General features: G+C 61.7%; 22 protein-coding genes. 4 read left to right on the top strand and 18 right to left on the bottom strand.

Going from position 1 to position 18,463, the window contains the following annotated elements; all coding sequences use genetic code 11:
- Position 1: 1 nt before the first annotated feature.
- The 3 genes from rdgB to rph are packed head-to-tail and all read right to left on the bottom strand — an operon-like array spanning position 2 to position 1,788.
- On the bottom strand, positions 2-646 hold the full coding sequence (rdgB, locus tag GR197_RS01445; RefSeq protein ID WP_164006265.1) for an RdgB/HAM1 family non-canonical purine NTP pyrophosphatase: 645 nt from the start codon (positions 644-646) through the stop codon (positions 2-4).
- A complete protein-coding gene (locus tag GR197_RS01450) occupies positions 647-1,072 on the bottom strand; it encodes a VOC family protein (RefSeq protein WP_164006266.1) in 426 nt (141 codons plus the stop codon).
- Complete coding sequence (gene rph / locus GR197_RS01455) at positions 1,069-1,788, bottom strand: ribonuclease PH (RefSeq protein ID WP_007633796.1); 720 nt, start codon at positions 1,786-1,788, stop codon at positions 1,069-1,071. The genes GR197_RS01450 and rph overlap by 4 nt, the downstream gene beginning before the upstream one ends.
- A gap of 126 nt (positions 1,789-1,914) precedes the next feature.
- Between rph and hrcA the strand changes: the two genes are divergently transcribed.
- Positions 1,915-3,003: a heat-inducible transcriptional repressor HrcA gene (hrcA, locus tag GR197_RS01460; protein WP_164006267.1), complete on the top strand. Its 1,089-nt coding sequence runs from the start codon at positions 1,915-1,917 to the stop codon at positions 3,001-3,003.
- 159 nt (positions 3,004-3,162) lie between these two features.
- Positions 3,163-3,795 carry a nucleotide exchange factor GrpE gene (gene grpE / locus GR197_RS01465; protein ID WP_164006268.1) on the top strand — a complete coding sequence of 211 codons (633 nt, stop codon included), beginning with the start codon at positions 3,163-3,165 and terminating at the stop codon, positions 3,793-3,795.
- 42 nt (positions 3,796-3,837) lie between these two features.
- On the opposite strand, the gene GR197_RS01470 is transcribed toward grpE, so the two are convergent.
- Positions 3,838-4,782: a nucleoside hydrolase gene (locus GR197_RS01470; RefSeq protein ID WP_164006269.1), complete on the bottom strand. Its 945-nt coding sequence runs from the start codon at positions 4,780-4,782 to the stop codon at positions 3,838-3,840.
- A 238-nt stretch (positions 4,783-5,020) separates the two neighbouring features.
- Between GR197_RS01470 and GR197_RS01475 the strand changes: the two genes are divergently transcribed.
- Both GR197_RS01475 and GR197_RS01480 read left to right on the top strand, forming a co-directional pair.
- Positions 5,021-5,446 (top strand): Hsp20 family protein, encoded by a 426-nt coding sequence (locus tag GR197_RS01475; protein ID WP_164006270.1) that lies wholly within the window; start codon positions 5,021-5,023, stop codon positions 5,444-5,446.
- Between the two features lie 47 nt (positions 5,447-5,493).
- Positions 5,494-5,751: a DUF1150 family protein gene (locus GR197_RS01480; protein WP_164006271.1), complete on the top strand. Its 258-nt coding sequence runs from the start codon at positions 5,494-5,496 to the stop codon at positions 5,749-5,751.
- 338 nt (positions 5,752-6,089) lie between these two features.
- On the opposite strand, the gene trmB is transcribed toward GR197_RS01480, so the two are convergent.
- The 14 genes from trmB to GR197_RS01550 form a co-directional block, all read right to left on the bottom strand.
- Positions 6,090-6,791 carry a tRNA (guanine(46)-N(7))-methyltransferase TrmB gene (trmB, locus tag GR197_RS01485; protein ID WP_164006272.1) on the bottom strand — a complete coding sequence of 234 codons (702 nt, stop codon included), beginning with the start codon at positions 6,789-6,791 and terminating at the stop codon, positions 6,090-6,092.
- An 8-nt stretch (positions 6,792-6,799) separates the two neighbouring features.
- Positions 6,800-8,038 (bottom strand): methionine adenosyltransferase, encoded by a 1,239-nt coding sequence (gene metK, locus GR197_RS01490; protein WP_164006273.1) that lies wholly within the window; start codon positions 8,036-8,038, stop codon positions 6,800-6,802.
- 175 nt (positions 8,039-8,213) lie between these two features.
- On the bottom strand, positions 8,214-8,630 hold the full coding sequence (locus GR197_RS01495) for a helix-turn-helix domain-containing protein (protein WP_164006274.1): 417 nt from the start codon (positions 8,628-8,630) through the stop codon (positions 8,214-8,216).
- Positions 8,631-8,778: 148 nt separating this feature from the next.
- A complete protein-coding gene (gene lnt / locus GR197_RS01500; protein ID WP_164006275.1) occupies positions 8,779-10,383 on the bottom strand; it encodes an apolipoprotein N-acyltransferase in 1,605 nt (534 codons plus the stop codon).
- A gap of 116 nt (positions 10,384-10,499) precedes the next feature.
- A complete protein-coding gene (locus tag GR197_RS01505) occupies positions 10,500-11,648 on the bottom strand; it encodes a hemolysin family protein (protein WP_164006276.1) in 1,149 nt (382 codons plus the stop codon).
- Complete coding sequence (gene ybeY / locus GR197_RS01510) at positions 11,645-12,160, bottom strand: rRNA maturation RNase YbeY (RefSeq protein ID WP_164006277.1); 516 nt, start codon at positions 12,158-12,160, stop codon at positions 11,645-11,647. Before ybeY ends, GR197_RS01505 begins: the two co-directional genes overlap by 4 nt.
- A complete protein-coding gene (locus GR197_RS01515; protein WP_164006278.1) occupies positions 12,160-13,212 on the bottom strand; it encodes a PhoH family protein in 1,053 nt (350 codons plus the stop codon). Before GR197_RS01515 ends, ybeY begins: the two co-directional genes overlap by 1 nt.
- Positions 13,213-13,230: 18 nt before the next feature.
- Positions 13,231-14,640, bottom strand: a complete 1,410-nt coding sequence (gene miaB, locus GR197_RS01520; RefSeq protein ID WP_164006279.1) for a tRNA (N6-isopentenyl adenosine(37)-C2)-methylthiotransferase MiaB — start codon at positions 14,638-14,640, stop codon at positions 13,231-13,233.
- A gap of 60 nt (positions 14,641-14,700) precedes the next feature.
- Positions 14,701-15,498, bottom strand: a complete 798-nt coding sequence (locus tag GR197_RS01525) for a lysophospholipid acyltransferase family protein (RefSeq protein ID WP_164006280.1) — start codon at positions 15,496-15,498, stop codon at positions 14,701-14,703.
- A 27-nt stretch (positions 15,499-15,525) separates the two neighbouring features.
- Positions 15,526-15,954: a Fur family transcriptional regulator gene (locus GR197_RS01530; RefSeq protein ID WP_007633774.1), complete on the bottom strand. Its 429-nt coding sequence runs from the start codon at positions 15,952-15,954 to the stop codon at positions 15,526-15,528.
- Between the two features lie 84 nt (positions 15,955-16,038).
- A complete protein-coding gene (locus GR197_RS01535; RefSeq protein WP_164006281.1) occupies positions 16,039-16,533 on the bottom strand; it encodes a GNAT family N-acetyltransferase in 495 nt (164 codons plus the stop codon).
- Between the two features lie 2 nt (positions 16,534-16,535).
- Positions 16,536-17,198 carry a tRNA (adenosine(37)-N6)-threonylcarbamoyltransferase complex dimerization subunit type 1 TsaB gene (gene tsaB / locus GR197_RS01540; RefSeq protein WP_164006282.1) on the bottom strand — a complete coding sequence of 221 codons (663 nt, stop codon included), beginning with the start codon at positions 17,196-17,198 and terminating at the stop codon, positions 16,536-16,538.
- 87 nt (positions 17,199-17,285) lie between these two features.
- On the bottom strand, positions 17,286-17,852 hold the full coding sequence (locus tag GR197_RS01545) for a NifU family protein (protein WP_003588987.1): 567 nt from the start codon (positions 17,850-17,852) through the stop codon (positions 17,286-17,288).
- Between the two features lie 106 nt (positions 17,853-17,958).
- The gene (locus GR197_RS01550) at positions 17,959-18,450 is read right to left on the bottom strand and encodes a universal stress protein (RefSeq protein ID WP_164006283.1); all 492 of its coding nucleotides are present in this window, start codon (positions 18,448-18,450) and stop codon (positions 17,959-17,961) included.
- Between the last annotated feature and the right edge of the window lie 13 nt (positions 18,451-18,463).

Raw genomic sequence — 18,463 nt, forward strand, 5'->3', positions numbered from 1 at the left:
CCTATGCCTCCAGGCAGGTTTCGACAAAGAGTTTGAAGGCGCGGGCCCGGTGCGACAGCGCCTGCGGCTTGCCGGCGCTCCAGCCGTGTTTTTCCTCGCTGCTCATTTCCCCGAAGGTGATGTCGTAACCCTCCGGCTGGAAGACCGGATCGTAGCCGAAGCCCTGGGTGCCGCGCGGCGGCCAGGCGACGCTGCCTTCCACCTCGCCGCGGAACAGCTCCGTGTGGCCGTCCGGCCAGGCAAGGCAGAGCACGCTGACAAAACGCGCGGTACGCTGTTCCGGCTTGGTCGCGCCGGCATCCTGCAGCGCCTTTTCCACCTTGGCCATCGCCATGTCGAAATCGCGCGTGCCGTCCGATGTCTCCGCCCAATTGGCGGTGTAGACACCGGGATCGCCGTCAAGCGCGTCAACCACCAGCCCGGAATCGTCCGAAAGCGCCGGCATGCCGGAAGCATTGGCCGAGGCGACCGCTTTGATCGTCGCATTCTCCTCGAAGCTGGTGCCGGTTTCATCAGGTTCGACGAAATTCAGCTCGGCGGCCGATTTGGCGGTGAAGCCGAGCGGTCCGATCAATTCCTGGATTTCGCGGATCTTGCCGGCATTGTGGCTGGCGACGACGATGGTCTTCGTTTCGAGCTTGCGCATTCAGATGTCCTGTTCGATGCCCCAGATTTTCGCCTCCGCGCATTCCAGGCTGTTGCCCTCAGGATCGCGGAAATAGATCGAGCGGCCGCCATTCGGCCAGTGCACTTCGGATTCGATCGCCACGCCGGCCGTTCTCAGCCGCTCAGTCATCGCATCGATATTGCGGCCGGACACCCGAAAGCAGGCATGGCCCCGTCCGGTCGTGCCATGCGGCGGCACCTGCAGCGCGTCCCGCGCCAGCGGCTTCACCGTTTCCTCAGGATTGAAGATCAGGAGAACGCCGGGGCCGCAGCGGAAGAAGACATGCCGGTTGGCGGCGCGGGTGATCTTTTCAAGGCCGAGAACGTCTTCGTAGAACGCCTCGGCCTGGTCGAGATCGCGTGCATAGAGCGCCGTTTCCAACATGCCTTCCAGCATGGAGTTCATCCTTCGACGGCTTGCTTCTGCAGCGCGACCAGTTCGCCGATGCCGTTTCTGGCAAGCTGCATCAGCGAGGTGAATTCGCCCTCGCTGAACGGTGTGCCTTCGGCCGTGCCCTGGATCTCGACGATCCCGCCGGTGCCGGTCATCACGAAATTGGCATCGGTCTCGGCCGAGGAATCTTCGAGGTAATCGAGATCGATCACCGGCTGGCTGGCGAAGATACCGCAGGAGATGGCGGCGACATGATCCTTCAGGACCCGGTCGACCTTGATCATGTTGCGGCTTTCCATCCATTTCAGGCAGTCGTAAAGCGCAATCCAGCCGCCGGTGATCGAGGCTGTCCGCGTGCCGCCATCGGCCTGGATGACGTCGCAATCAAGGGTGATCTGCCGTTCGCCGAGCGCCTGCAGGTCGACGACGGCGCGCAACGACCGGCCGATCAGCCGCTGGATTTCCTGGGTGCGGCCGCCCTGTTTGCCGGCGGCCGCCTCGCGCTTCATGCGCTCGCCGGTCGCCCGCGGCAGCATGCCGTATTCGGCAGTGACCCAGCCCTTGCCGGAATTGCGCAGCCATGGCGGCGTCTTTTCTTCGAGGCTGGCCGTGCAGAGCACATGCGTATCGCCGAACTTTACCAGGCACGAGCCTTCCGCATGCTTGGAAAAATTGCGCTCGAACGAGACCTTGCGCATCTGGTCGATTTTTCTGCCTGAAGGCCGCATTCTTATCTCCTGGGGTTTGTTGACCGCTTCTACGATTGGCGGCGCCCATTTGCAAATTCCCTTTTGCCACGGCTGCGAGTTTGACTTACTTTCGCGAAATATCATCAGCGCGGGTTCGAGAGGTTCATGGGCATCAGGTCGACATCGGTTTCGGATGCCGTTGCTGCGCTCGACGAGCGCTCCAGGGAAATTTTTCGCCGCATCGTCGAAGGGTATCTGGAAAGCGGCGAGCCGCTCGGTTCGCGCAATCTGTCCCGCCTGCTGCCGATGTCGCTGTCGCCGGCCTCGGTGCGCAACGTTATGAGCGATCTCGAAGATCTCGGCCTTATCTATTCGCCGCATACCAGCGCCGGCCGGCTGCCCACCCAGATCGGCCTGCGCTTCTTCGTCGATGCCTTCATGCAGGTCGGTGATCTCTCCGCCGAAGACCGCGCCAATATCGATCGGCAGGTGCGGGCCGAAAGTGGCGGCAATCCGGTGGAATCGATGATGAACGAGGCCAGCCGCATGCTGTCTGGCATTTCGCGCGGCGCCGGCCTGGTCATCACCTCGAAAAGCGATCCGGTGCTGAAACATGTTGAGTTCATCCGGCTCGAACCGACAAAGGCGCTGGCCGTGCTCGTCGGCGATCACGACCAGGTGGAAAACCGCATCATCGAGCTGCCGGCGGGCGTCACCTCCTCGCAGCTGGCGGAGGCGGCGAATTTTCTCAATGCCCATATGTCCGGCCAGACCCTGCCGGAGCTTCGCAAACAATTAAGCCAGCTGAAGGATAACGTCCGTCACGAACTCGATGCCCTGTCGCGTGATCTCGTCGAGCGCGGAATCGCGGTCTGGGCCGGCAGCCCGGACGAGGGAAAGCCGACGCAGCTGATCATCCGCGGCCGCGCCAACCTGCTCGAAGGCCTCGCCGGCGCCGAGGATCTCGACCGGCTGCGGCTGCTGTTCGACGATCTCGAAAAGAAGGACAGCCTGATCGAGATCCTCAATCTCGCCGAAACCGGTTCGGGCGTGCGTATCTTCATCGGTTCGGAAAACAAGCTCTTCTCGCTGTCCGGCTCATCGCTCATCGTCGCGCCCTATCGTGACGATGACGATCGCATCGTCGGCGCCGTCGGCGTCATCGGCCCGACGCGGCTCAACTATTCCCGCATCGTGCCGATGGTGGATTACACCGCCCAACTCGTCTCCAGACTTTCGCGCAATCAGCTTTGACGCCGCAGCATATCAAATTTGACAGCGTCCGTTGCGCGTCAGAAGAGACCTGCGGCGCAGCAAAGGCGCGGAATTTTCGGTTCTTTGTCACGCAGACTTGATTTTTTTCGGTCAAACCTCGATATCGGGCGCATCTGAAGACACCAACCGGAGACCGTCATGACCGATGACACGACGAAAAACGGACCTGACGCAACTGCGGCCGATGCCGCAGCCGACGCTGCCGCCTACGTCGAGAACGATATTGCGCAGGAAGAGGCCACCCAGCCTGATGCACTCGAGCTTCTGAAAGCCGAAAACGGCGAACTGCGCGACCGCTATCTGCGCCTTGCTGCCGAGATGGACAATCTGCGCCGGCGCACCGAACGCGAGGTCAAGGATGCCAAGTCCTATTCCGTCGCCGGTTTTGCCCGTGACATGCTGGCCGTCTCGGACAATCTGCGCCGGGCGCTGGATGCCGTCCCGCCAGAGCTCAAGGACGCGGCCGATGCCGGTCTGACGACGCTGATCGAGGGTGTCGAGATGACCGAGCGCGCCATGCTGTCGGCGCTCGAACGCCATGGCGTTCGCAAGCTGGAGCCGGTCGGCCAGAAGTTCGACCCGAATTTCCATCAGGCGATGTTCGAGGTGCCGAACCCCGATGTGCCGAATAACACGGTCGTCCAGGTGGTGCAGGCAGGCTTTTCCATCGGCGAGCGCGTGCTGCGCCCAGCCATGGTCGGCGTTGCCAAGGGCGGCCCGAAGGCGGCCGAAGCCGAAACCAATTCGGTCTTCGACGAGAAGGACGCCTGAGGTCGCCGTTGTCCTCTCCTCAGGAGAAGGACATCCAAAAAATCAGATGCGGGCGAAGCGTTCGATCAAGAGATCGAAGAAGCCGTCCGCATCGACGTGGCGCATGACTTTCGCATTGCGCTTGCGCTCGGTGACATGCCACCAGTCGACGACCGTCATGCCGGCGGTGAGTTCGGACTGAATCTCGATCTCGACATTGCAGTCTCGGCCCTTGAAAAGCTCCGGCTTCAGCAGGTAGGCGACGACGGTGGGGTCATGCAGTGGCCCGCCGTCGGAGCCGTATTTCTCGATATCGAACCGCTCGAAGAATTCCAGCATCTCGACCATGGCCTTTGCCGGCGCCGTGCCGATCTCGGCCATGCGCTTGACCCGGTCCTTGCGGGTCAGCAACTGGTGCGTCACGTCGAGCGGCATCATCACGATCGGTATGCCTGAGCGGAAGACGATATCGGCTGCCTCGGGGTCGACATAGATGTTGAATTCGGCCGCCGGGGTTATGTTGCCGCCCTCGAAGAAGCCGCCGCCCATCATCACCAGTTCGCGGATGCGCGGGGCGATATCGGGTGCTTTCTGCAAGGCCATGCCGATATTGGTGAGCGGCCCGAGCGTGCAGAGCGTCACCGTGCCTTCCGGCTCCAGGCGCAGCGTCTCGATGATGAAGTCGACGGAATGGCCGGGCTGCAGCGCCATCGTCGGCTCGGCGAGTTCAGGACCATCGAGGCCGGTCTTGCCGTGCACATGTTCGGCGGTCACCAGCTTGCGGGCAATCGGCGCGTCGGCGCCGGCGAAAACCTTCGTTTCCGTCCGGCCGCAGAGCTCGCAGACGATGCGTGCGTTGCGGCTGGTGAGCGAAAGCGGCACGTTGCCGGCGACCGTGGTGATCCCCAGAACCTCCAGCTCCTCGGGGCTGCCGAAGGCCAGCATGATGGCGGCCGCGTCGTCCTGACCGGGATCCGTGTCGATGATGATCTTTCTTGCGTTTGCCATCCGATGCACCGTTTTCTTCATTTCTCGTCACAAATCGGCACGTTCCGCGCCGGCACGTTTTGATGCGAGGCAGCAGGCGCTTTGTCAAGCAGCCGACCGCCACCACCTTAAAATTGAGGGTGGGGCCGGGACGTCGCCTGCGTCTTGCAGCGCCGGGGTGCGGTCCCCATATTAGCGGCATCCGGATGCTGCCCCCCAAGGTCCGGGATGGTCGCTTGCATCAAGGACTTGAAAAGAGATGAGCCGCATTACCCCTTTCGCCAGCCCGCTGCTTCTGGGCTTCGATGCCATGGAAAAGACGCTGGAGCGCATTTCCAAGGCGAGCGACGGATATCCGCCCTATAATATCGAGCGCATCGGCGCCGATAGCGGCGCACCGGAACGTCTGCGCATCACGCTGGCGGTGGCCGGTTTCAGCGAGGAGGAACTCGATGTCTCTATCGAGGAGAACCAGCTTCTGATCCGCGGCCGCCAGGTGGAACAGGGTGAACGGGATTATCTCTATCGCGGCATCGCCGCCCGCCAGTTCCAACGCACCTTCGTTCTCGCCGATGGCATGCAGGTGCTTGGAGCCGGTCTGAAGAACGGTCTGCTCTCCGTCGATCTAATTCGTCCGGAACCCGCGCGCATGGTCAAGAAAATTAACATTTCGGTCTCAGAGTAGCACAACGGTTTGTCGAACCGTTGGTCCCTTCTTCCGGAGGAACAGGAATGTTGATGAAAGAAGCCACGTCTCACTTGACCAAATCCGAGCTTGCCCACATCGGCAGCGGTGAGGTCGCCTATATCAGAAAAATGCGCACCGATGAGGTCGCCAAGTGCTTTCCCGAGGCGCCGGATATCGATCCGAACGTCGACCTCTGGGCGCTCTTCGGCGCCGACGGCACGCCGATCCTTCTGACGGACAATCGCTCCAGCACCTTCTTCAAGGCTGCCGAGGACGAACTGAAGACGGTCAGCCTGCACTGACCGTCGAATGCTGTTCGTCGCGTGTGACCGCGATTGCGGTGCATCAGGCATTTGCAGCGATACCGCGTCGAGTATAACTGATCGTCGTTGACGCTGTGCCGTGTAGCCCCCCTCATCCGACCCTGCAGGCCACCTTCTCCCCGCTGGGGAGAAGAGGGGAGAATACCGCCGATGCTGCCCAAACGAACCCGGCCGTTCAGAAGCACGTCATCCAATGTGATCGATAAGGAAGCTGCTTGCTCCCTCTTCTCCCCAGCGGGGAGAAGGTGGCCCGAAGGGTCGGATGAGGGGCCGCACGGCACGCCATTCATGAGCGCCTTTGCCGACTTCCCTAAAACTCAGATCTTCCTAAACGTCAGATAGGCCGAGGACCGGCCCTCGCGCCGTGCCTTGGCCTCGTAGCGGGTGCTCGGCCAGCCCTCGTAGGGTGTCAGCCAATCCGCCGCATTGCCGGCCGTCCAGTCGAAGCCGCCATGGTCGCGGCATTTGAGCAGCGTCCAGTTCACATAGGTATCGATGTCGGAGGCGAAGCAGAACAGGCCGCCGGGCTTCAGCACGCGATGGAAGCGGTCGAGATTGGTCTTCGAGACGAAGCGGCGTTTCCAGTGCTTCCGCTTCGGCCAGGGGTCTGGATAAAGCAGATCGATCTGATCGAGCGAAGCTTCCGGCAGCCAGTCGAGCAGCTGCGTCGCATCGTCATTATAGACGCGGATGTTGCGTGCGCCCGTCTCGCCGACGCGCGACAGCAGTTTCTGCATGGAATTGACGAAGGGCTCGACGCCGATGAAGCCGGTCGAAGGTGTCTCGAGGGCGCGGTGGATCAGATGCTCGCCGCCGCCGAAACCGATTTCCAGCCGCAATCTTTCGACCGGAACCGGAAAGAGCGATGTCAGCGGCTCCGGTGGAGCCGCTGAAAGATCGATAAGGAATGCCGGCAGCAGACTGTTCAGCGTCTCGGCCTGCTGTTCACGCAGGGCCTTGCCCTTGCGGCGACCGAAGAAGGCTTCGGTCGCCCGGCCGCGGCGTTCCATATCCGTCATGCTTTATCTCAGGCCTTCACGCTTTCCTTGAGCGCCTTCACGAGGTCGGTGCGCTCCCAGGAGAACGAGCCGTCGCGGCCGGCCTTGCGGCCGAAATGGCCGTAGGCAGAGGTCTTCGCATAGATCGGCTTGTTGAGGTCGAGATGGCGGCGGATGCCTGAGGGAGACAGGTCCATGTTCTTGCGGATAGCCGCTTCGACCTGATCTTCGCTGAACTTGCCGGTGCCGTGCAGGTCGACATAGATCGACAGCGGCTGGGCGACGCCGATCGCGTAGGAGATCTGGATCGTGCAGCGGTCGGCAAGGCCGGCGGCGACGACGTTCTTGGCAAGGTAGCGCGCGGCATAGGCGGCCGAACGGTCGACCTTCGTCGTGTCCTTGCCGGAGAATGCACCGCCGCCATGCGGAGCCGCACCGCCGTAGGTGTCGACGATGATCTTGCGGCCGGTGAGGCCCGCATCGCCGTCCGGTCCGCCGATGACGAACTTGCCGGTCGGGTTGATGTACCACTTACAATCGTCAGCGATCTTCAGGTCGCCGAGCGCTTCGCGGATATAGGGCTCGACGACGGCGCGGACCTTCTTCGAATCCCAGCTCTCGTCGAGATGCTGGGTCGAAAGCACGATCGACGTTGCTTCCGAAGGCTTGCCGTCGACGTAGCGCACGGTCACCTGGCTCTTGGCGTCGGGACCGAGCTTGGCGACTTCGCCGTCGCCCTTCTTGCGGGCCGTTGCGAGCAGCTGCAGGATCTTGTGGGAATAATAGATCGGCGCCGGCATCAGATCCGGCGTTTCGCGGCAGGCGTAACCGAACATGATGCCCTGGTCGCCGGCGCCCTCGTCGCCCTGCTGGTCGGCGGCGCTGTCGACGCCCTGCGCGATGTCGGCCGACTGCGAATGCAAGAGCACGTCGATCTTCGCCTTCTTCCAGTGGAAGCCGTCCTGCTCGTAGCCGATATCCTTGATGGCGCGGCGAGCGGCGGCCTTGAACTTCGAAGGATTGATGACGTCCTTGCCATCCTTATCCTTCTTCATCAGGCTCGGCGGCAGGCGGACTTCACCGGCGATGACGACGCGGTTGGTGGTCGCCAGCGTTTCGCAGGCAATGCGCACGCCCCACGGATTGACGCCGGTCTTGGCCGCTTCGCGGTAGACCAGATCGACGATCTCGTCGGAGATGCGGTCACAGACCTTGTCCGGATGACCTTCGGCAACAGATTCGCTGGTAAAGAGATAATTCGCGCGCATTCCGGGATTCCCCTCAAAGAACAAAAGCTCGCTAGTAGGTACTCAGTTCGAGGCCTGATGACAAGCGCAGAAGGACATAAATATATCTTTATATCTGCGGCAAAGTGACAAATTTTGCCCCAAAAACGCAAAAAAGCGGCCTTTCGGCCGCCTTTCCAATTCTGCGATGGAGGGTTCAGTCGGCGTCGGCTTCCGCCGCCAATGCCTTCACCAGCTCGACGACCTTGCGGCGAACCTTGGGATCGGAAATCTTGACGAAGGCGCGGTTGAGCTGCAGGCCTTCGGAGGAAGAGAGGAAATCGACGACATAATTCGAGCTGGACGTTTCCATTCCGCCGACGGCGCCGGAATTTTCGCCGGGTGCGTCCTCGAAGAAAAAGGAAACCGGAACGTTGAGGATGTTCGAGATATTCTGCAGACGGCTTGCGCCGACACGGTTGGTGCCTTTTTCGTATTTCTGGATCTGCTGGAAGGTAATGCCAAGGCTTTCGCCGAGTTTTTCCTGGCTCATGCCCAGCATTGTTCGGCGAAGGCGAATACGGCTGCCAACGTGGATGTCGATCGGATTCGGCTTCTTTTTGTTTTCAATCATGGTCGTGCCCTAGCTAAGAATTTCAACCTGTTTAACCGGCATGCCCCTGATCCATCCCAAACGCCACGTTGCAAGCGGTGAGAACCCACCTTTGAACAGACGTTCGGAACGCCGATTGTCATCACTATGCAATTTTAGGGGTTTTTGGTCAATTCAACCCGGAAATAAAACCTCTACGAGAAACCAGCGCAATCAAAATGAGCAGCGCCTCGGTCAACCAGAAGTGTGTTTGCAGGGGGAATGTCGTTCCAGCTTCTCCACCGAACCTATCATGGGTTGCATCAATAAAGCCGGTTTCCTCAAGGCCGAGGCCCGTAATTATTTCCCCATGTGCATTCACAATTGCTGAAATGCCGCTATTGGCGTCGCGAATCAGTGGCAGCCCGGTTTCCACAGCCCGCACTCGCGCCTGCTGGAAGTGCTGATAGGGACCGGGCGTCGCACCGAACCAGGCATCATTGGTGATGTTGAGGATCGCATTGGCGTCTTTGATGTCGCCGGTCATTTCATCGGGGAAAATGATCTCGTAGCAGATCAGCGGATAGAGATTGAGCCCGCCGGGCAGCGCCAGCAGGTGCCGGCTGGCAGCCGCCGAAAACCCGCCCGGCATCTCGACGACGTTCTGAATGCCGAATTCGGTGAGCAGGTCCTCGAAGGGCAGGTATTCGCCGAAAGGCACGAGATGAACCTTGTCGGAGGCAGCGATGATCTGACCGCGGCCGTCGATGACGTAGATGGAATTATAGTAGCGTGTCGGCGTGCCTGGACCCATCTCCTCGGCGCGGACGGCGCCGGCAATCAGGATCTGGTTGTCGTCGAGCGTATCGGCGATCCGCTTCAGCGCATCCTGGTTGTCGGTGAGGATGAAGGGGATCGAGGTTTCCGGCCAGACGATGATATCGGGCCTCCGTCCGCCGTTTTTCGGCGCTTCGGCCGACAGTTTCAGATGGGTCTCGAAGATCGCATTGCGGTCGGCGTCGTTGTCCATCTTCGCCGCCTGATCGATATCAGGCTGCACCAACCGCACCACCTGTCGCTTGTCCTCGGGCAAGGCCTCGGGACGCGGCGCGAGATAGAGGACATAAGCGCCATAACCGAGATGGGCGGCAAACAGCAGGGCGGCGAGCGCGATGCCGGTGCGCGCGCCTTGCCGCGTGCCGGCAAGGGCAGGCGCAGAAAAAATGAAGACGGCAAGTGCCGTCACGCCCATCACCCCGATCACATGCGCCGACTGCATCATCAGCGGAACGGGCATCATGCCGTAGCCGATGGCGTTCCAGGGAAAGCCGGTCAGGATGACGCTTCGAAGCCATTCCATCAGCCCGAAGCCGGCCGCAAGTGCGGCGATCCGTCCCATGCCATCGGACCAGAAGATGCGGGCAAGTGCGGCCGCCAGCCCGTAGAAAATCGCCAGACAGGCCGGCAACCCGAGAATTGCCAAGGGCAGCGCCCAGGCGAACTCCTCCTGATCGACCAGCAGCGCATGGCCGAGCCACCAGAGACCGGCGACGAAATACCCGAAGCCGAACAGCCAGCCGGTGGCAAAGGCCGGCCACAGTCTGCCGACCAGGCCGCTGTCAGGCGAAGCCGCCGCCCCGTCGATCAGCCAGACGAGCAGGGTGAAGGAGAGGAACATTGCCGCAAAAAAGCCGAAAGGCGGCAGCGCCAGCACGGCGAAAGCTCCGGCGGCAATGGCCAGCAGCGACCGTTTAACCCCCCAGACGAGGATAACCCTGTCCGCAAGCCGCTCCATGCGCACTCCCATCAAACCGCGAATCAACCCATTCGCAGTCTTTCAAAAAAGCGGCTCTTTGTCCTGCTAGAGCATGATGAAGCGCGTCGCAGGAATCAAACTGAATGCGATGCGCTTTAGTTGGCGGTCGATTCCGCCGACCGGTCGTCGCCGGCGTCGGAGCCGGGCGAAATATCGCCATCGACTTTGGCGCGGCGGCGGATCGCGTGGCGCTTGCGGGTGATGCGCAACCGCTTGATGCGGCGCGGATCGGCGTCGAGGATGTGGAATTCGAAGCCGGGCAGCGCCTGGACGACCTCGCCGCGCACCGGGATGCGGCCGAGCGCGGAGAAGATCAGGCCGCCCAGCGTATCGACCTCGTCGACCTGCTCGCTGATGTCGAAATCCGGCCCGATCGCTGCGGCGATCTCTTCCAATTCGACGCGGGCGTCGGCGATGAAGACGTCTTCGGCGACCCGCTTGAACATCACCTCTTCGTCGTCATGTTCGTCGTCGATGTCGCCGACCACCATTTCGACGATGTCCTCATGCGAGGCGAGCCCATCGGTGCCGCCATATTCGTCGATGACGAGCGCCATCTGCGTGCGGTTCACCTGCATGCGCCGCAACAGGTCGGATGCAAGCATCGACGGCGGCACGAACAGGATCTTGCGGATGATGCCGGCTTCCGTCAGCGTCTTCTGCAAGTCGACGCGGGCGAGGTCCAAATTGGGCTTGGCCAAACGTGCGGTCTTCTGGATGTTTTCGGGCGCAACCTCGATCGCCGGCAGCGCCGGCAGGCTTACGGCCGGTTTCGTCGGGCCGCGGCGCTTGTTGCGCGCCTGCTTGGCGACATAGGAGAGCAGGTCGCGGATATGCACCATGCCGCGCGGATCGTCGAGCGTATCGGCATAGACGGGCATGCGCGAGCGGCCGGATTCCTCAAACAGGATCATCAACTCGCCGATGGTGATGTTCTGGTCGACGGCCTCGATATCGGCGCGCGGCACCATCACATCGGCGACGCGCACCTCGCGAAAGCGCAGGATGTTGTGCAGCATTGCCCGTTCGTCGGGCGAGAAGGCATCGTCGCCATGCGCATCGGTCATCAGTGCGTCGGCAAGGTCCTCACGCAGCGAGCCCTGCTGCGGCCGGAGGATGCGCGCGGCGCGCGACCAGAAGGATTGGGATCGGCCGGAGGGCCGACTACTGCCTGCCTCATCCGAAGAGGAGGATGGCTCGGAGTCCTTGGCGTCTGCCGCCGGCTTCGTCGTAAAGTCGCTCATGGTTCCATTTTAAGGTCTTGACCCTCGTAGGGATCAGATAGGCCGAGCTGCGCCAAAATGCGAGTCTCCAGCCCCTCCATAGTTTCGGCTTCGGCACTATTCATATGGTCGTAGCCGAGAAGATGCAAGAAACCGTGCACCAGAAGGTGAGTCAGGTGGTCGTCGAAACTCTTTTCGAGCTCGCCGGCTTCCCGCTCCACAGTCTCCCGGGCGATGATGATGTCGCCGAGCATCGGACCGGGCATCTTGCCGGGCTGAACCGGAAAGGCAGGAAAGGACAGCACATTGGTCGCTTTGTCCTTGCCGCGCCATTCGGCGTTGATGTCCTGGATCGAAGCGTCGTCGGTGAAAACGAGCGAAACCTCGGGCGGCATCGTCGGGAAGGGCTGCTTCTCGCTGTCGCGGAGATAGACCACGGCTGCGCCGAGCACGCGTTCGCAAAACGACAGCAGCGTCTCCTCGCCCGGCCAGCCGATGTCCTCGACGCTGATCTGGATGTCGAGTTCGGCCATCAGTCCTGCCGGCTGACTGCTTCGGTTTCGACGGCATAGGTCGAATCATAGGCCCTGACGATGCGCCCGACCAGCGGATGGCGGACGACGTCGGTATCCTTGAAGCGCACGATCGAGATGCCCTCGACGCCGTTCAGGAGCTGCAGCGCCTCGACGAGGCCGGATTTGACGCCGCGCGGCAAGTCGATCTGGCTCGGGTCGCCGGTGATGATCATCCGGGCATTTTCGCCGAGACGCGTCAGGAACATCTTCATCTGCATCGATGTCGTGTTCTGCGCTTCGTCGAGGATGATGGCGGCGTTGGCAAGGGTGCGGCCGCGCATGAAGGCGAGCGGCGCGATTTCGATGACACCGGCGGTGATCGCCCGATCGACCTTGTCGGCGGGGATCATGTCGTAGAGTGCGTCATAGAGCGGGCGAAGATAGGGGTCGACCTTTTCCTTCATGTCGCCGGGCAGGAAGCCGAGACGCTCGCCTGCTTCGACGGCAGGGCGCGACAGGATGATCTTTTCGACGGCGCCGCGCTCCAGCAACTGGGCGGCATGGGCGACGGCAAGATAGGTCTTGCCGGTGCCGGCCGGGCCGACGCCGAAGACCATTTCGGCGCGTTCCAGCGCCCTGATATAGGCGTCCTGCGTCGGCGTGCGGGCAATGATTGTCTTCTTGCGGGTCGAAACCTGTGCCATCGTCAACTTGGCCTTGCGCTCCATCGTGGGAAGGCTGAGCTGATCGTCGGCGGCGACCGCCATGCGGATTGCGCCCTCGACGTCGGATCGTTCCACGCTGCCGCCTTTCTGAAGTTTTTCGTAGAGATAGTCGAGTGTGCGCCGCGCCTGGTTGGTGGTCACGACATCGCCTGAGATGACGACCGAATTGCCGCGCGCCCGCGCATCGATGTTGAGCCGTTCCTCAAGCAGCTTGAGGTTCTGGTCGAATTGACCGAAGAGCTCGCTGGCGAAGCGGTTGTTCTCGAACGTCAGGACAAAGTGATTGGAGTCGCTTGGCGTGCGGGGGTGGCGCGGTGAAGAAGAAACCAATTCTTGTCCGTTCAAGCGGTCGGGCTCCTTGGGTTAAACCGCAGCCTCTGCGCGTTCGGCAAACAGGCTGTTGTTTCCGGTTCCGGTGATTCGCACTTTAATAATGTCACCGATTTGCGATGCTTTTGCATCAACATTCACGGATTGAAGCCAGGGAGAACGGCCGATTAGCTGTTCCGGCATGCGACCGGGCTTTTCGAGCAACAGATCAATCTCTTTGCCGATGCAGGATTCGGCAAATTCCTGCTGCTGCTTCAGGAGAAGCGCTTGCAGGCGTTCCAGCCGTTCTGCCTTGATCTCTTCCGGCACCTGGTCCTTCAGCTCCGCGCCGGGCGTGCCCGGCCGTGTCGAGTATTTGAACGAGAAGGCCTGTGCATAACGGACCTCCTCCACAAGCCGGAGTGTATCCTCAAAATCGGCGTATGTCTCCCCCGGAAAGCCGGTAATGAAATCGCCAGACAGCGCGATATCGGGCCGCACCGCGCGGATGCGCGCAATCAACGTCAGGTATTCGGCTGCCGTGTGGCGCCGGTTCATCGCTTTGAGGATACGGTCGGAGCCCGATTGCACCGGCAGGTGCAGATAGGGCATCAGCGCCCTGAGGTCGCGATGGGCGTTGATCAGCCGGTCGTCCATGTCGCGCGGATGGCTTGTGGTATAACGCAGCCGCGCAAGGCCGGGGATCTCGGCAAGGCGGTAGAGCAAATCGCCGAGGCTCCATGCCTCGCCCTGCGGCCCGGCGCCGTGCCAGGCATTGACGTTTTGCCCGAGCAGGGTGATTTCGCGCACCCCGCCTTCGACGAGCTTTTCGGCCTCCTCGACGATCTGAGAAACCGGCCGCGACACTTCCGAGCCGCGCGTATAGGGCACCACGCAGAAGGTGCAGAACTTGTCGCAGCCCTCCTGCACCGTCAGGAAGGCGGTAACGCCGCGGGCGCGGATCTTGCGGCTCTCGGCGATCGGCAGATGCTCGAACTTGTCCTCGATCGCATATTCGGTATCGACGACGCGCTGGCCCTCTTTGGCCCGGCGCAGCGCCTCCGGCAGGCGGTGGTAGGTCTGCGGGCCGATGACGACGTCGACGGCCGGCGCCCGGCGCAGGATCTCCTCGCCTTCGGCCTGGGCGACGCAGCCGGCAACGCCGATCATCATCTCCCTTCCGTCCGCTGCCTTCCTCTTTTTCATGTCGCGCAGCCGCCCGAGCGCCGAATAGACCTTCTCGGCCGCCTTTTCGCGGATATGGCAGGTGTTGAGCAGAACCAGGTCCGCCTCTTCCATGTCCTCGGTCGGCTCATAGCCATCGCGGGCGAGCGCATCGCTCATGCGCGTCGAATCATAGACGTTCATCTGGCAGCCATAGGTCTTGATGAAGACCTTGCGGCTGTTGCTGCCGTCGGCGACGATCGGCTCCGGGGCCTGGAGAAGGGCGCTGTCCTGTGTCATGGCGCGCTATTTAGTGGTTTTTGCCGTCCGAGAAAATCGAAATCTTGTTTTAGCAGCGAGCTAAGAGATTTCCCGCCCGCGCAGGCAGCTGTTCAACAGGTTGCGGATGCGCAAGGCGATCGTCGCGCTGACCTCCTTGCGATTGGTGTCGGCGCGGTAATCCACGGCCTCGCCGAAGCAAACCTCGGCGTCGATCGCGCCGCATCGCACGATATCGATCAGATGCGGCAACAGCTCGATATCCCCCGGCCAGGCAGCCAGCGGCCGGTGATAGCGGCCCATGGCAATGCCGTGCACCCTGGTATAGGCAATCGCCACCGGCTGCACCACGACGGTTCCCGTCGGCGAAGCGGGCACCGCCATCGCCGCGGCTCCGAACAGCGAGGATTTGACCTCCAGCAGCCGGTTGCCGTCGGAAGTCGTCCCTTCCGGGAAGAGCACGACGATCTCGCCGTCGGCCATGCGCCCGGCAATCTCGTTGGCCTGGTGGCCGGTCCTGCGCTTCTCCTCGCGCACGACGAAGACGCTCTTCTGCAGCTTGGCGAGCGTGCCGAAGATCGGCCATTCCGCTACCTCGATCTTGGCGATGAAGGCGACGTCGGCAACGGCCGACATCACCATGATATCGAGCCAGGACGAGTGGTTGGAGCAGAGCATCAGCGGCCGGCGCTCTTCCAGCCTGCCGGTGACGCGGATGCGGATGCCGAGACAATAGCAGACGATACGGTGCCAGACGCGCGGAAGCCTGCGGCGCAGCCGCCAGTCGAAACGCAGGGCAAGCAGCTGCAGCGGCATGAGCACGATGCTGACGGCGAGGATGACGATCGCAGCAAGCGTGATGCGCAGCCTGGCGATCAAATGCTGGTCTCCCGGCCGGCCATTGCTTCAGAGATCTTCCTTCTTCAACGGAACGCCGTAGAGCTCGAGCCGGTGGTCGACCAGCCGGAAGCCATGCTCGCGGGCGATGCGTTCCTGCAGTGCCTCGATCTCCGGCGAGCGGAATTCGATGACCGTGCCGGTCTTCAGGTCGATCAGGTGGTCGTGATGCTCTTCTGGCACCGTTTCGTAGCGCGAGCGTCCGTCGCGGAAATCGTGGCGGGCGATGATGCCGGCATCCTCGAACAGCTTCACGGTGCGATAGACGGTCGAAATCGAAATCTTCGCATCGACCTTCACCGAGCGGCGGTAGAGCTCTTCCACGTCGGGATGATCCTCGGAATCTTCGAGGATGCGCGCGATCACGCGGCGCTGCTCGGTCATGCGCATGCCGCGTTCGGTGCAAAGCTCCTCAAGGGTCTTGGCTACATCAGACATGGCCCGCCTGTAAAATATCCGTGTTTCGACAACGCCGCGCGGCGCTTGCGCCGGCCTGCATGTCATCATCTCGCTGCAAGGCAACTACCGAAGAACGCGCTTCATGACAAGCGCTGTGGAGAGGGCGCCATTGTCCTGCTTGTAGTAACCCTTGCGTTCGCCGACCTTTTCGAAGCCGAGCTTGCGATAGAGGCCAAGGGCTGCGGTATTGCCGTTGTCGACTTCGAGAAACATGCTCTCGGCGCCGCGCGCGCGCGCTTCCCGGAGCGCCGCCTGCATCAGCCGCCAGCCGAGCCCGGCACGGGCGACTTTCGCCTGTACGGCGATCGTCAGGATCTCCGCCTCGCCAGCGACATGGCGGGCCAGGATAAAGCCGGGAAGCGGCTTTTTCAGGAAGGCATTGGTCTGGCGCGCGACGAAACCGAACACGGTGTCCTGCATCAGCAGGCCGTGGAATTCACCATCGCCCCAGGGCCGGGCAAAGCGCTCCCCGTGCAGGACGGCGACATCGCGGCAATCCTCGCGCTCCATGGCGATGATTTCGAATTCCGGCTTCAGCGTCAGGTAGGATTCCAGCATGGTCACACTCGTCGGGCGATTGCATACCCGGCCTGCGGCTTGGCATCGGGTCCGCGCAGATAAAGGGGCTTCGGCTTTCCGGCATCGGGGGAGGCGGCAGCACCGAGGCGCGCCACGACGGAGATCGGGAAACTGTTGGTGTGATCGCCGCCGGCGCCGGCCTTCAGCAGCGGCGTCGCCGAACCGGTGATCTCGCCGTCGAAGTCTTTAGCAAAAGCCTGCGCGTCTGCAACGCTTAACGCCCGTGGCGCGTCGAGAGACGAGCCGTCTGATGAAAAGGATTGGAGGTAGATTTCGTCCCGCTTGGCGTCCATTGCTGCCAGCACGGCGCGATGAGGCGTCTTTTCGCGCTGGGCTGATGCCATGACCTCGAGCGTCGTGACGCCGACGGCCGGCACATTGAGGGAAAGCGCAAAACCGCGGGCTGCGGCAGCGCCGACGCGAATACCGGTAAACGAGCCGGGGCCGATAGTGACGGCAATCCGGTCAATATGAGAAAGTGCCAGCCCCGCCTGATCGAGTGCGCGATCAACGATATCGATCAGATGTTCAGCATGCCCCTTGCCGATCATGTCCGATGCCTCCCCCAGCATCGTATTCCTGCCACTGTCGTAAACGGCGGCAGCGCAGTCTACACCTGCCGTGTCGAGCGCCAGAACAATCATGCCATCAATTTCCGAAAAATCTATTGTCGCTTGAACATAAATCCGTCTGGCCGAACGAGAGATGAACGGCCGGACGGATTCAAGCTTTTAAGCGGCAATCACTTCCTGCACTTCCGGGACGAAATGGCGCAGAAGGTTCTGGACGCCGTGCTTCAGCGTTGCCGTCGAAGACGGGCAGCCGGCGCAGGAACCCTTCATGTTCAGATAGACCTTGCCGTCCTTGAAGCCGCGGAAGGTGATGTCGCCGCCGTCTTGGGCAACGGCGGGGCGCACGCGGGTCTCGAGAAGCTCCTTGATGGTCAGCACGATCGATTCATCGCCCTCGTCGAAGAATTCGTCGCCGGCATCGACGTCTTCCGAAAGGATGGAGGCATCACCCATGACCGGTTTGCCGGACATGAAATGCTCCATGATCGAGCCCAATATAGCCGGCTTAAGATGCTGCCATTCGGCATCGTCCTTGGAGACGGAAATGAAATCATAGCCGAAATAGACGCCGGTGACGCCAGGGATTTCGAACAGGCGGGCAGCCAGCGGCGAAGCCTCAGCCTCCTCGGCGCTGCGGAACTCGGCCGTGCCGTTTTCCATCACCACCTTGCCCGGCAGGAACTTCTGCGTGGCGGGGTTCGGCGTGGCTTCGGTCTGAATGAACATCTGGGTCTCCATGCGGCTGGCCCATGGCTTCGCCGTCTTTAGAATTCTTCAAAAGAAGATAAGCCCATTGCCGGTTCCATTCAAGAGATTTTTACTCAAGAAATTGTCAGCAGAGGGCGTCGATTTCCTCGTTGGTGAGCGTATCCGGCAACACGGTCACCGGGATCGGAAACGCCGCCGCGCGGCCGGCAACCGACGAAACCAGCGGTCCGGGACCTTCCTTTGCCGAACCGGCAGCCAGAACCAAGATCGCCACATCGCGGTCTTCCTCGATCACGGCGTTGATCTGTTCGGCCGCACTGCCCTCACGGATGACGACCTCGGGCTCGATGCCGATCGTCTCGCGCACGATCTGGGCGATCTTGGCAACGACCGCTTCGGCCTCTTCACGGGCTTCCGCCCGCATGATCGCCTCGACGCCGAGCCATTGCTGGAAATCCCCGTCGGGGATGACATAGAGCAGCACCAGCCCGCCATTGGAATTCTTCGCGCGCCGGCCGGCATAATGAACGGCGCGCTGGCATTCGGGTGTACCGTCGATCACCGCCATGAATTTGCGGCGATGACCTTCGAGCCGTGAGAGTCGCTTCGATACCATGGCGCGGACTCTG

The sequence above is a fragment of the Rhizobium phaseoli genome (assembly GCF_010668805.1).
Lineage (GTDB): Bacteria > Pseudomonadota > Alphaproteobacteria > Rhizobiales > Rhizobiaceae > Rhizobium > Rhizobium phaseoli_A.

What these genes read in the sequence shown, in the direction of transcription:
- metK (WP_164006273.1), bottom strand. Translation starts at nt 8,038, where the DNA reads ATGCGCGCGAATTATCTCTTTACCAGCGAATCTGTTGCCGAAGGTCAT.
- ybeY (WP_164006277.1), bottom strand. Translation starts at nt 12,160, where the DNA reads ATGGCCGAACTCGACATCCAGATCAGCGTCGAGGACATCGGCTGGCCG.
- GR197_RS01505 (WP_164006276.1), bottom strand. Translation starts at nt 11,648, where the DNA reads ATGAGCGACTTTACGACGAAGCCGGCGGCAGACGCCAAGGACTCCGAG.
- GR197_RS01535 (WP_164006281.1), bottom strand. Translation starts at nt 16,533, where the DNA reads ATGCTGGAATCCTACCTGACGCTGAAGCCGGAATTCGAAATCATCGCC.
- GR197_RS01450 (WP_164006266.1), bottom strand. Translation starts at nt 1,072, where the DNA reads ATGAACTCCATGCTGGAAGGCATGTTGGAAACGGCGCTCTATGCACGC.
- rph (WP_007633796.1), bottom strand. Translation starts at nt 1,788, where the DNA reads ATGCGGCCTTCAGGCAGAAAAATCGACCAGATGCGCAAGGTCTCGTTC.
- GR197_RS01475 (WP_164006270.1), top strand. Translation starts at nt 5,021, where the DNA reads ATGAGCCGCATTACCCCTTTCGCCAGCCCGCTGCTTCTGGGCTTCGAT.
- tsaB (WP_164006282.1), bottom strand. Translation starts at nt 17,198, where the DNA reads ATGATTGTTCTGGCGCTCGACACGGCAGGTGTAGACTGCGCTGCCGCC.
- grpE (WP_164006268.1), top strand. Translation starts at nt 3,163, where the DNA reads ATGACCGATGACACGACGAAAAACGGACCTGACGCAACTGCGGCCGAT.
- trmB (WP_164006272.1), bottom strand. Translation starts at nt 6,791, where the DNA reads ATGACGGATATGGAACGCCGCGGCCGGGCGACCGAAGCCTTCTTCGGT.
- GR197_RS01480 (WP_164006271.1), top strand. Translation starts at nt 5,494, where the DNA reads ATGTTGATGAAAGAAGCCACGTCTCACTTGACCAAATCCGAGCTTGCC.
- lnt (WP_164006275.1), bottom strand. Translation starts at nt 10,383, where the DNA reads ATGGAGCGGCTTGCGGACAGGGTTATCCTCGTCTGGGGGGTTAAACGG.
- GR197_RS01495 (WP_164006274.1), bottom strand. Translation starts at nt 8,630, where the DNA reads ATGATTGAAAACAAAAAGAAGCCGAATCCGATCGACATCCACGTTGGC.
- miaB (WP_164006279.1), bottom strand. Translation starts at nt 14,640, where the DNA reads ATGACACAGGACAGCGCCCTTCTCCAGGCCCCGGAGCCGATCGTCGCC.
- GR197_RS01470 (WP_164006269.1), bottom strand. Translation starts at nt 4,782, where the DNA reads ATGGCAAACGCAAGAAAGATCATCATCGACACGGATCCCGGTCAGGAC.
- hrcA (WP_164006267.1), top strand. Translation starts at nt 1,915, where the DNA reads ATGGGCATCAGGTCGACATCGGTTTCGGATGCCGTTGCTGCGCTCGAC.
- GR197_RS01530 (WP_007633774.1), bottom strand. Translation starts at nt 15,954, where the DNA reads ATGTCTGATGTAGCCAAGACCCTTGAGGAGCTTTGCACCGAACGCGGC.
- rdgB (WP_164006265.1), bottom strand. Translation starts at nt 646, where the DNA reads ATGCGCAAGCTCGAAACGAAGACCATCGTCGTCGCCAGCCACAATGCC.
- GR197_RS01545 (WP_003588987.1), bottom strand. Translation starts at nt 17,852, where the DNA reads ATGTTCATTCAGACCGAAGCCACGCCGAACCCCGCCACGCAGAAGTTC.
- GR197_RS01550 (WP_164006283.1), bottom strand. Translation starts at nt 18,450, where the DNA reads ATGGTATCGAAGCGACTCTCACGGCTCGAAGGTCATCGCCGCAAATTC.